Origin of the sequence: Streptomyces sp. AC555_RSS877 (genome assembly GCF_019049245.1) — a bacterium.
Classification (GTDB): domain Bacteria; phylum Actinomycetota; class Actinomycetes; order Streptomycetales; family Streptomycetaceae; genus Streptomyces.
In genome coordinates this window covers 224,370-235,552 of the sequence record NZ_JAGMUK010000079.1, presented here as the reverse complement: position 1 = coordinate 235,552, position 11,183 = coordinate 224,370, and the positions used below count along the sequence as shown (strand labels likewise).

Sequence of the window (11,183 nt, the reverse complement as noted above, 5' to 3'; positions counted from 1 at the left end):
GCGGCACCCGGCAGGCGCCGGTGAGCGTCCCCACCCCCCGGCGACGGCCCCGCGCAGCCCTGCACCCCGGCGCCTGGTGGCTCTGGTCCCTCGGCCTCGGCACCGCCGCCACCCGCACCACCAACCCCCTCCTCCTCGCCCTCCTCATCGCCACCTCCGCCTACGTCGTGGCCGCCCGCCGCCCCGACACCCCCACCGCCCGCTCCTACACCGCCTTCGTCAAACTCGCCCTGGCCGTCATCCTCATCCGCCTCGTCTTCGCGACAGCGCTCGGCTCGCCCGTCCCCGGCACGCACGTGATCGCCTCCCTCCCCGAAGTCCCCCTCCCCGACCGGGCGCAGGGCATCCGCCTGGGCGGCAAGGTCACCGCCGAAGGTCTCCTCTTCGCCTTCTACGACGGCCTGCACCTGGCCACCCTCCTCATCTGCGTCGGCGCCGCGAACGCCCTCGCCAACCCGGCCCGTCTCCTCAAGTCCCTCCCTGGCGCCCTGTACGAGATGGGCGTGGCCGTGGTCGTGGCCCTCACCTTCGCCCCGAACCTGATCCTCGACGTCCAGCGCCTGCGCGCCGCCCGCCGTCTGCGCGGCCGCCCCGACAAGGGCGTACGGGGTCTTCTCCAGGTCGCGCTCCCGGTCCTGGAGGGCGCACTCGAACGCTCCGTCGCCCTCGCCGCCGCGATGGACGCCCGCGGCTACGGCCGTACCGCCGACGTCCCCGCCCCCGTCCGCCGTACGACCACCGCCCTCACCCTCGGCGGTCTGCTCGGCGTCTGCGCGGGAACGTACGGGCTGCTGACCGCCGAGGGCGGCGCGTACGGGCTTCCCGTCCTCCTCCTCGGACTGGCCGCCGCCCTCGCGGGCCTCCGCCTGGGCGGCCGGCGTTCGCTGCGCACCCGTTACCGCCCGGACCGCTGGAATGTGCGCGCCTGGCTGGTCACCGGCTCCGGTGTGGCGGTGGCCGCGCTGTTCGTGCTGGCCTCCGTCCACGGCCCCGAGGCCCTGAACCCGGGCGTGATCCCCCTCGTCGCCCCCACCCTGCCCCTGTGGCCCGCGGCGGCCGTACTCCTCGGCCTGCTCCCGGCGTTCGCCGCCCCCGACCCCAAGGACCCGTCGTGATCCGCTTCGAGAACGTCTCCGTGACGTACGACGGCGCCGCCGAACCCACCGTCCAGCGCGTGGACTTCGAGGTGCCGGAGGGGGAACTGGTCCTGCTGGTGGGGCCGTCGGGAGTGGGCAAGTCCACCGTGCTGGGCGCGGTCAGCGGTCTCGTGCCGCATTTCACCGGCGGCACCCTGCGCGGAAGGGTCACGGTGGCGGGCCGGGACACCCGCACGCACAAGCCGCGGGAACTCGCCGACGTGGTCGGCACGGTGGGCCAGGACCCGCTCTCCCACTTCGTGACGGACACCGTCGAGGACGAACTCGCCTACGGCATGGAGTCGTTGGGCCTCGCCCCGGATGTGATGCGCCGCCGCGTGGAGGAGACCCTCGACCTTCTCGGCCTGGCCGACCTGCGCGACCGCCCCATCGCCACCCTCTCGGGCGGCCAGCAGCAGCGGGTCGCGATCGGCTCGGTCCTCACCCCGCACCCGAGGGTCCTCGTCCTCGACGAGCCGACCTCCGCGCTCGACCCGGCCGCCGCGGAGGAGGTCCTCGCGGTCCTCCAGCGCCTGGTCCACGACCTCGGGACGACGGTTCTCATGGCCGAGCACCGCCTGGAGCGCGTCGTCCAGTACGCCGACCAGGTCGCCCTCCTCCCCGCCCCCGGCTCGGCCCCCGTCCTGGGCACCCCCGCGGAGATCATGGCCGTATCGCCGGTGTACCCGCCGGTGGTGGACCTGGGCCGGCTCGCGGACTGGTCCCCGCTGCCGCTGACGGTCCGGGACGCGCGGCGACGGGCGGGCGGCCTGCGGGAGCGGCTGACCGGACGCGACGGGACCCGGGACACACCGTCCGTCCCCCCGGCGCCGCCCGAACCCGCCGCTCCCCTCGCGTCGTCCCGTTGGCGCCTCCGCAAGAGGCCCGCCCCCGCCCCGACTGCCGCGCCTCCGGCCGAAGTCCGCTCCCTCGCCGTCCGCCGCGGCCGCGTCCAGGCCCTGCGTCACGTCGACCTGACCGTCGCACCCGGCGAGACCGTGGCGCTCATGGGCCGCAACGGCGCCGGAAAGTCGACGCTGCTGTCCGCGCTGGTCGGCCTGGTGGAGCCGGCCGCCGGATCGGTGCGGGTCGGCGACGTCGTACCGCACCGCACGGCGCCACCCGAGCTGGTCAGCCGCGTGGGTCTCGTACCGCAGGAGCCACGCGACCTGCTGTACGCCGACACGGTCGCCGCCGAGTGCGAGGCCGCCGACCGGGACGCCGGCGCGGCGCCGGGCACCTGCCGGGCCCTGGTCACCGAGCTGCTTCCCGGTGTCACCGACGGCACCCATCCCCGCGACCTCTCCGAGGGCCAGCGGCTCGCCCTCGCGCTGGCCGTGGTCCTGACGGCCCGCCCTCCCCTCCTGCTCCTCGACGAGCCGACCCGGGGCCTGGACTACGCGGCGAAGGCCCGCCTGGTCGCCGTGCTGCGCGGGCTGGCGGCCGAGGGGCACGCGATCGTCCTGGCGACGCACGACGTGGAACTGGCCGCCGAGCTCGTGCACCGGGTGGTGCTCCTCGCCGACGGCGAGGTGATCGCGGACGGTCCGACGGCGGACGTGGTGGTGGCCTCTCCCTCCTTCGCCCCGCAGGTCACGAAGATCCTCGCGCCGCAGAAGTGGCTCACGGTCACACAGGTGAGGCGGGCGCTGGCATGACGGACACCCGCCAGGCCAAGGCCGTCCGGCTGGGCCCTCGTTCCCTCGCCGCCCTGGTCCTCGTGAGCGCGGTCGGCGTGGCCGCCCTGGGCTGGCCGTTCCTCGCCCCGCCGGCCTCCCGGGCCGGCGCGCACGCGCAGGATGCCCCGTGGCTCTTCGCGGGACTGCTGCTCCTCCTGGTGGCCGTCCTGGCGGCGACGATCTCCGAGTCCGGCCTCGGCCCGAAGGCGGTGGCGATGCTCGGCGTACTGGCCGCGACCGGTGCGGCCCTGCGGCCCATCGGCGCCGGGACGGCCGGCATCGAGCCGATGTTCTTCCTGATGGTGCTGAGCGGTCGCGTGCTCGGCCCTGGCTTCGGCTTCGTGCTGGGCTCGGTGACGATGTTCGCGTCGGCGCTGCTCACGGGCGGGGTGGGTCCGTGGATGCCGTTCCAGATGCTGGCGATGGGCTGGTTCACGATGGGCGCGGGCCTGCTGCCGGGCCCCGACCGCCTGCGCGGTCGCCCCGAACTGGCGCTCCTCGCCGTCTACGGCTTCCTGTCCGCCTTCGCCTACGGCACGATCACCAACCTCGCGGGCTGGACCTTCATGAGGGAGAACGCCTCGAACATCGCCTTCCAGCCGGACGGGGCGGTCGCCGCCAACCTGGCCCGCTTCGTCGCGTACTGCCTGGCCACGTCGCTCGGCTGGGACGGGGGCCGGGCGCTCGTCACGGTCGCCCTGACGGTGACGATCGGCCCGGCGATCCTCCGGGCCCTGCGCCGCGCCACCCGCCGGGCGGCCTTCGAGACACCGGTCACTTTCGGCTCCCACGCTGAGTGAACCGCCGTGCGCTCGCCGTGGCACGGCGGCGGGCACACGGTGAAGCACCCCACATGACGCAGGTCACCTACGAAGCCGGGCCGTAGCCGTGTGCGCGTGGCATGTACGCGCACGCAGCGCCTCTGACCTGCGCATCGAGAGCCAGGTCACATGGCGGACCAAACCCCTACGTGCGGCCACAACTAGTAAAAGCGGTCATTGCGGACGCAGCCCCGGCCTGTTTCTCTGGATGACGTCGCACGGCGCCGACGTGCCCCCAGGGCCGCGGCGCCGCGGCATGCCACCGCCGCCCGCACCGGCTGGTCACGGCAGGCCCGGCACCCCGTCCCCGAAGAAAAGGTTCTCCGTGTCCGTCGCCCGCATCGTTCGTCGCATCGCTTCCCCGAAGAAGGCCCTCACCGCCGTGGCGCTGGCCTCAGCCGCCGTCGGCATGGCCCTGACCGCGGCCCCCGCCCACGCGGCCACCACGGTCTCGGCCACCGAGGCGAAGTCGATCGCGCACAAACTGATCCCGGACACCGCGCAGTACAACGCCTTCAGCAAGATCGTCGAGCACGAGAGCGGCTGGGACGTCGACGCCACGAACGCCTCCTCCGGCGCCTACGGCCTGGTCCAGGCCCTGCCCGGCTCCAAGATGGCCTCCGCCGGCTCCGACTGGAAGACCAACGCCGAGACCCAGATCGAGTGGGGCCTCGACTACATGAACTCCCGCTACGGCAGCCCGACCGGCGCCTGGGCCTTCTGGCAGGCCAACGGCTGGTACTGATCCACCCCCGGTCAGCCCCCTCTACCGATCAGCCCCCTCTCCGCGAAGGCGGCGGCCCCCGATCCCCGGGGCCGCCGCCTTCGCCCGCCACAGGGCAAGTCGTGCCGGTTCCGACGGGCAGGAGCAGCGGAAGGGACGAGATCACCTCACGCGACGGCGGTGCCCTCGAGCTCGACCATCTGGCCGGGGATCGCCAGACGCGTCACCCCGAGCATCGTGGTGGCCGGCGCGACCCCGGCAGCGCCCAGCCGTCCGGCCAGCACGCCGTAGTGCTGGAAGAGCAGGTCGACGTCGGTCGTGTAGACGTTGAGCCGGACGAGATGCGAGAGGGACATGCCGGCCTCGGCGAGCACGGCCTCGACGTTGTCGACGCTCAGCGCCAGCTGCGCCGCCATGTCACCGTCGTGCTCGGGCTTTCCTTCGCTGCTCATCGCGGTCTGTCCCGAGATGTACAGGGTGCGCGAGTGCCCGGAGACGACCTCACCCTGGTTGAAGCCCATCTCCACCGACCACGACACCGGGTTGACCGCATTTCGTTCCATTGCAGCACTGGCTCCCTTCGATTCACGGACCGTACGTGGTCCATCGGCTCGGCAGTGCCGAGCCTTCTGACGTCGTGTGAGGGAGCCTCCCAACAAAACGTGACACCCTTGGTCATGTATTTTTGCTAGCTTTTCCGCGTGCGGGCCGACCGGTTGGTTTCCCTGGTGCTCCTCCTGCGTCAGCGCGGTCGGATGACCGCGGACATGCTGGCCAGTGAGCTGGAGGTGTCCACCCGCACGGTGCTGCGCGACATGGAGGCGCTGTCCGCGGCCGGTGTCCCGGTCTACGCCGAACGCGGCAGGCACGGCGGTTTCGCGTTGTTGCCCGATTTCCGGACGGCGCTCACCGGACTGAACCACGACGAGGCGCTGGCCCTGCTGGTCGTCGGATCACGGCGCGGCGCGCAGCTGTTCGGCCTCGGCTCGGCACTCGCCTCCGCCATGCTCAAACTGGTCGACGCACTGCCCGAAGGCCTTCGGGACACCGCGGCCGGCGCGGCGCAGCGCCTGCTCATCGACCCGGAGACCGACCTCCTCTCGCGCCGCGTGACCGCGGACGAGGTGTCCGACACCATCGCGGCCGAGGTCCGGCGCGCCGTGTTCGCCGGACACAGGCTGCGCATCCAGTACGCAGCTGTGGACCAGACCCCGAAGTGGCGCACGGTGGACCCGATCGGCCTGGTCACCGTCCGCGAGCAGGGCTACCTGCTGGCCACGAGGGGCGGCGCGGACCGCACGTACCGGCTGTCCCGGGTGCTGGCCGCCGAGGCGCTGGACGAACCCGCGCAGCGTCCGGGCACGGTCGACCTGGACCAGGCCTGGCAGGAACGCAGCGCGCGGTTCCGCACCGGAGGCGACCAACTCGCCGTGCTGGTACGGGTGGACCCGGCGCGGCGGGACCACCTGGTGGGCACCGCGCTGGCCGTCCGCGCCGAGGAATCCGACGCGGACGGCCGACTGCGACTGAACCTGGTCTTCCAGGATGCGCGGCACGCCGAGTGGGCGCTGTGGCAGCACGCCACGCACGCGGAGGTCCTGGCCCCGGAAGAACTGCGTGCCACCCTGCACCACCGTGCCGCCATGATCGTCGCCCGCTACGGAGCGTCATCCTGAGCGGCCACGGCGACGTGGACAGCTGCATGGACAGCTGCATGGACAGCGACTACAGCCGCTGAATGATCGTCCCGGTGGCCAGCCCGCCGCCCGCGCACATCGTCACCAGCGCGAACTCCTTGTCCACGCGCTCCAGTTCATGCAGCGCGGTCGTGATGAGCCGGACCCCGGACGCCCCGACGGGGTGCCCGAGCGCGATCGCGCCACCGTTGACGTTGACCTTCTCCAGGTCCTGCTCGAAGACCTGCGCCCAGCTCAGCACCACGGACGCGAACGCCTCGTTGATCTCGACGACGTCGATGTCCTTCATCGCCATGCCGGCCTTCCCCAGCACCGCCCGCGTCGCGTCGATCGGCCCGTCCAGGTGGAAATGCGGGTCGGCACCCACCAGCGCCTGGGCGACGATCCGTGCCCGGGGCCGCAGCTTCAGCGCGCGGGCCATCCGCTTGGACGCCCACATGATCGCCGCCGAACCGTCGCTGATCTGGGAGGAGTTGCCCGCCGTGTGCACGGCGGTCGGCATGATCGGCTTCAGCCTGGCCAGCGCCTCCATGGACGTGTCGCGCAGCCCCTCGTCCCGGTCGACCAGCCGCCACATACCCTGCCCGGCCCGCTGTTCCTCCTCGGTCGTCGGCACCTGTACGGCGAACGTCTCGCGCTTGAACCGCTCCTCGGCCCAGGCCACCGCGGCCCGCTCCTGCGAGAGAAGCCCCAGCGAGTCGACGTTCTCCCGGGTCAGGCCCCGGTGTCGGGCGATCCGCTCCGCCGCCTCGAACTGGTTCGGCAGATCCACGTTCCACTCGTCGGGGAACGGCTTGCCCGGCCCGTGCTTCGACCCGGACCCCAGCGGCACCCGTGACATCGACTCGACGCCACAGCTGATGCCCACGTCGATCACGCCCGCGGCGATCATGTTGGCCACCATGTGCGAGGCCTGCTGCGAGGATCCGCACTGCGCGTCGACGGTCGTCGCCGCCGTCTCGTACGGCAGCCCGACGGCCAGCCAGGCCGTGCGCGCGGGGTTCATGGACTGTTCGCCGGCGTGGGTGACGGTGCCGCCGACGATCTGTTCGACGCAGTCGGCGGGGATGCCGGTGCGGCCGAGGAGTTCACGGTAGGTCTCGCCCAGGAGATAGGCGGGATGCAGGTTGGCGAGCGCGCCGCCGCGCCTGCCGATGGGGGTGCGTACGGCCTCGACGATCACGGGTTCCGCGGCCATGGGGAGTTCCTCTCCTCCGGTACCCGCGCGGCGCGGGGGCGTCCCGGCCCGGCCCGCCACGCGGAACTAGTACGTGTTCTAGTTCCACCTGCAGTCTGCTGACCGGTCGCCCGCCACCGCAAGGGGCGTGCAGCCAATTCGAGGCGCCGCACCCCTTGCTACTTCTAGAACCCGTTACTACCTTCACGGCGACCTCATCCCTGATGGACCGTCAGGCAACACCACGGCCCAGACCCTCAGCTGGAGTCGCCCATGCCCTGTCCAGCTCTCCCCGACGGGTTCGACTTCTCCGACCCCGATCTGCTGCAACACCGCGTCCCGCTGCCGGAGTTCGCCGAGCTGCGCCGAGCCGAGCCGGTCTGCTGGATCCCCCAGACCTCGAACCTCGCCGGCTTCCAGGACGACGGGTACTGGGCCGTCACCCGGCACGCGGACGTCAAGTACGTCTCGACCCACCCGGAGCTCTTCTCCTCGTACCTCAACACGGCGATCATCCGCTTCAACGAGCACATCGAGCGCGACGCGATCGACGCCCAGCGGCTGATCCTGCTCAACATGGACCCGCCGGAACACACCCGCGTCCGCCAGATCGTGCAGCGCGTGTTCACCCCGCGGGCCATCCGCGCCCTGGAGGACACCCTGCGTGCCCGAGCCCACGCGATCGTCGCGGAGGCCCGCGCCCGCTCCGGCTCCTTCGACTTCGTCACCCAGGTCGCCTGCGAGCTGCCGCTCCAGGCGATCGCCGAGCTCATCGGGATCCCGCAGGACGACCGGGCCAAGATCTTCGACTGGTCCAACAAGATGATCTCGTACGACGATCCGGAGTACGCGATCACCGAGGAGGTCGGCCAGGAATCGGCCACCGAACTCATCGCCTACGCGATGAACATGGCCGCCGACCGCAAGCGGTGCCCGGCCAAGGACATCGTGACGACACTGGTGTCGGCCGAGGACGAGGGCACCCTCAACTCGGACGAGTTCGGGTTCTTCGTGCTGATGCTGGCCGTCGCGGGCAACGAGACCACGCGCAACGCCATCACCCACGGCATGCACGCCTTCCTCACCCACCCCGACCAGTGGGAGCTGTACAAGGCGGAGCGGCCGGCGACCGCCGCCGAGGAGATCGTCCGCTGGGCCACACCGGTCAACTCCTTCCAGCGCACCGCCACCCAGGACACCGAACTGGGCGGCAAGCAGATCAAGAAGGGCGACCGGGTCGGCCTCTTCTACGCCTCCGCCAACCACGACTCCGAGGTGTTCGAGAACCCGGACGCCTTCGACATCACCCGCGACCCGAACCCCCACCTCGGCTTCGGCGGCGGAGGCCCGCACTACTGCCTCGGCAAGTCCCTGGCCGTGCTGGAGATCGACCTCATCTTCAACGCGATCGCCGATGCGATGCCCGGCCTCAGGCCGACGGGAGACCCCCGGCGACTGCGCTCCGCGTGGATCAACGGCGTCAAGGAACTCCAGGTCAGCACCGGCTGACCGGCCGGCACTCGGGCCGACGGCTTCCCGGCGCCGTCGGCCCGTCCGACCTGCGCCCACGGCCCCGCCCGCACCGGTTCAGCTCGGAGCGGGATCCTTCAGATCCTTCACCCGGGCCGGCTCGCTGTCGGCGGCGACGGCCGTCGTCAGCCGTGCCCGCGGCCCCTGGAACAGATACGCCAGCCCGAAGCCCGCCACCACGACCAACGCACCGCCCGCCGCGTCCAGCACCCAGTGGTTGCCGGTCACCACGATCGCCGTGACCGTGAAGAGCGGGTGCAGCAGGCCCAGGGCCTTCATCCACCCTCTCGGCGCGATGATCGCGATGACGAGCCCGCACCACAGGGACCAGCCGAAGTGGAGGGAGGGCATCGCCGCGTACTGGTTGGTGAGGGCGGTCAGGGTGCCGTAGTCCGGCTTGGAGAAGTCCTGGACGCCGTGCACGGTGTCGATGATGCCGAGGTTCGGCATCAGGCGCGGCGGCGCGAGCGGGTAGAGCCAGAAGCCGACGAGGGCGAGCAGGGTGGTGAAGCCGAGGGAGGAGCGGGCCCAGCGGTAGTCGACGGGACGGCGCCAGTACAGGACGGCGAGGACGCTCAGCGGGACGACGAAGTGGAACGACGTGTAGTAGAAGTCGAAGAACTCGCGGATCCAGTCGACCTTGACGACCGCGTGGTTGGCCCAGTACTCGATGTCGATGTGGAGCCATCGCTCCATGTCGTGGATCTGGTGGCCGTGCTCCTCGGCCCTGGCCCGGCCGGCCGAGTTGGAGCCGCCGGTCGCCGCGAGGCGCACCTGCTGGTAGGCGGCGTACGTGACGCGGATGAGCAGCAGCTCCAGCAGGAGGTTGGGGCGGCTGAGGACCCGGCGCAGGAAGGGCAGGAGCGGGACGTGCCGCAGGCGTGCGGGGACGGGCGCGGCGTACTGCGTCGGGATCGGTGACTGGTAGTACGGCGAGGTGCGGGACAGGAACGGGATGACGGTGGCCGCCGCGACGGCCGCGAGCAGCACCGCGTTGTCCCGCAGGGCGTACAGCGCCGCCATGTTCGGCAGCATCATCTTCGCGGGCAGCGTCATCACCAGGACGACGGCGACCGGCCACACGTACCGGTCGGAGGCCCGCTTGCCGACCCGGCCGACGACCGCCAGCAGCACCCACAGCAGTTGGTGCTGCCAGGTGGTCGGCGAGACGGCGATCGCCGCGCAGCCGGTGGTCGCGACGGCGAGCAGGAGCTGTCCGTCGCGGGCGTAGCGCACGGCGCGGCCCAGGCCGAGGGCGGCGACCGCGGCGCCCAGCAGCAGGAAGAGGGCGATCTCCAGGGGGCCGGACAGACCCAGGCGGAGCAGGAACCCGTGCAGGGACTGGTTGGCGAGGTCGTCGGCCTTGCCGCCGAGGCCCACGCCGGCCATGTGGTGCACCCAGTAGGTGTACGAGTCGTGCGGCATCGCCGCCCAGGCGAGCGCCGTACATCCGGCGAAGGTGACGCCGGTGGACAGGGCGGCCTTGCGGCGGCCGGTGAACCACAGCAGCGGGGCGAAGAGCAGGACGGTGGGCTGCAGGGCGGCGGCGAAGCCGATGAGCAGGCCGCTGGCGCGCTGGCCACGTACGGCGAAGCAGCCGAGCAGTACAAGCAGGACCGGGATGACGCTGGTCTGGCCGAGCCAGAGCGTGTTGCGCACCGGCAGCGACAGCATCAGCAGGCTGATCGCGACCGGCGCGGCGAGCAGGGAGGCGCGGCGGCCGACGGGCTGGGGCAGGGCGCGGGCGGCGACCAGGCCGAGCGCGACGACCAGCAGCAGCGTGCCGAAGGTCCAGCCCCAGCCGAGGGCCTGTTCGGCGGCTCTGGTGAGCGGCTTCATCACCAGTCCACCGAAAGGAGTACCGGTGAAGCGCGTCGAGTCGTACAGCGAGCCCTTCACATGCAGGACGCCGTTCGGACCGACCCAGGTCTCCAGATCCGTCAGCCGGTCCCCCCGCGGGGTACTGAGGACGACGGCCACCTGTCTGACGGCGAGGACCACGGCGACCAGCCACAGGCCGAGCCGGGCCGCGCGGAGGCGGGCCCGGGCAGGCGTGGCCGGGCCGCCGGCTGCCGCCCCGAACGCTTCTGCCGGTCGCCCGCTGTGCTCCGCATTTGCCACGCCGCGTCGGCCTCCGCCCCGTCGTCCCACGCATCGCTGCGCCGGATCGCTCAGCGAACCCTCGGGGGCTCGCACCATCCCCCGGAGAGAGACGCGGGCAACCCCTGCTTCCCCTGACGTCCGCTCTCCTTTTGTCCGGATGACGATAGTCCGCCGGAGATTCGGTTGCCTGCGCAGGACGCGAGAAGGATCACAACGAGTCACCGGGACATCGACTCCGGGACCGGGGCACGGGCCTGCATACAGCGCATTTACGTGCACCCTGCAAGCAGTCGTGTACGGCACGTGAACAGGACAA

The 11,183-nt window shown here is 71.9% G+C and carries 9 protein-coding genes; 6 read left to right on the top strand and 3 right to left on the bottom strand.

All coding sequences use genetic code 11. The features are described 5' to 3' along the window. Positions 1 to 20: 20 nt before the first annotated feature. From KUM49_RS32825 to KUM49_RS32810, 4 genes are all read left to right on the top strand, one after another. Positions 21 to 1,115, top strand: coding sequence for an energy-coupling factor transporter transmembrane component T (locus KUM49_RS32825; RefSeq protein WP_308406848.1), 1,095 nt, complete (start codon positions 21 to 23; stop codon positions 1,113 to 1,115). Further along, positions 1,112 to 2,794, top strand: coding sequence for an ABC transporter ATP-binding protein (locus tag KUM49_RS32820; RefSeq protein ID WP_217240596.1), 1,683 nt, complete (start codon positions 1,112 to 1,114; stop codon positions 2,792 to 2,794). The genes KUM49_RS32825 and KUM49_RS32820 overlap by 4 nt, the downstream gene beginning before the upstream one ends. Beyond that, positions 2,791 to 3,615, top strand: a complete 825-nt coding sequence (locus tag KUM49_RS32815; protein WP_217240595.1) for an ECF transporter S component — start codon at positions 2,791 to 2,793, stop codon at positions 3,613 to 3,615. Before KUM49_RS32820 ends, KUM49_RS32815 begins: the two co-directional genes overlap by 4 nt. 346 nt (positions 3,616 to 3,961) lie before the next feature. Next, the gene (locus KUM49_RS32810) at positions 3,962 to 4,381 is read left to right on the top strand and encodes a transglycosylase SLT domain-containing protein (RefSeq protein WP_217240594.1); all 420 of its coding nucleotides are present in this window, start codon (positions 3,962 to 3,964) and stop codon (positions 4,379 to 4,381) included. Between the two features lie 146 nt (positions 4,382 to 4,527). Here the strand turns inward: KUM49_RS32810 and KUM49_RS32805 are convergent, their stop codons facing one another. Then, the gene (locus KUM49_RS32805; protein ID WP_217240593.1) at positions 4,528 to 4,923 is read right to left on the bottom strand and encodes a RidA family protein; all 396 of its coding nucleotides are present in this window, start codon (positions 4,921 to 4,923) and stop codon (positions 4,528 to 4,530) included. 138 nt (positions 4,924 to 5,061) lie between these two features. Between KUM49_RS32805 and KUM49_RS32800 the strand changes: the two genes are divergently transcribed. After that, entirely contained in the window at positions 5,062 to 6,036 is a 975-nt protein-coding gene (locus KUM49_RS32800; protein WP_217240592.1) for a YafY family protein, read from the top strand. A gap of 49 nt (positions 6,037 to 6,085) precedes the next feature. On the opposite strand, the gene KUM49_RS32795 is transcribed toward KUM49_RS32800, so the two are convergent. Continuing rightward, on the bottom strand, positions 6,086 to 7,255 hold the full coding sequence (locus KUM49_RS32795; RefSeq protein ID WP_217240591.1) for a steroid 3-ketoacyl-CoA thiolase: 1,170 nt from the start codon (positions 7,253 to 7,255) through the stop codon (positions 6,086 to 6,088). 252 nt (positions 7,256 to 7,507) lie between these two features. Between KUM49_RS32795 and KUM49_RS32790 the strand changes: the two genes are divergently transcribed. Then, positions 7,508 to 8,743, top strand: coding sequence for a cytochrome P450 (locus tag KUM49_RS32790; protein ID WP_217240590.1), 1,236 nt, complete (start codon positions 7,508 to 7,510; stop codon positions 8,741 to 8,743). A 78-nt stretch (positions 8,744 to 8,821) separates the two neighbouring features. Here KUM49_RS32790 and KUM49_RS32785 read toward each other — a convergent pair whose 3' ends face one another. Further along, complete coding sequence (locus KUM49_RS32785; RefSeq protein ID WP_217240589.1) at positions 8,822 to 10,885, bottom strand: bifunctional glycosyltransferase 87/phosphatase PAP2 family protein; 2,064 nt, start codon at positions 10,883 to 10,885, stop codon at positions 8,822 to 8,824. Positions 10,886 to 11,183 lie beyond the last annotated feature (298 nt).

Bases quoted from the DNA above. Each gene is read 5' to 3' on its own strand.
- KUM49_RS32790 (WP_217240590.1), top strand. From the start codon at position 7,508: ATGCCCTGTCCAGCTCTCCCCGACGGGTTCGACTTCTCCGACCCCGAT.
- KUM49_RS32815 (WP_217240595.1), top strand. From the start codon at position 2,791: ATGACGGACACCCGCCAGGCCAAGGCCGTCCGGCTGGGCCCTCGTTCC.
- KUM49_RS32805 (WP_217240593.1), bottom strand. From the start codon at position 4,923: ATGGAACGAAATGCGGTCAACCCGGTGTCGTGGTCGGTGGAGATGGGC.
- KUM49_RS32795 (WP_217240591.1), bottom strand. From the start codon at position 7,255: ATGGCCGCGGAACCCGTGATCGTCGAGGCCGTACGCACCCCCATCGGC.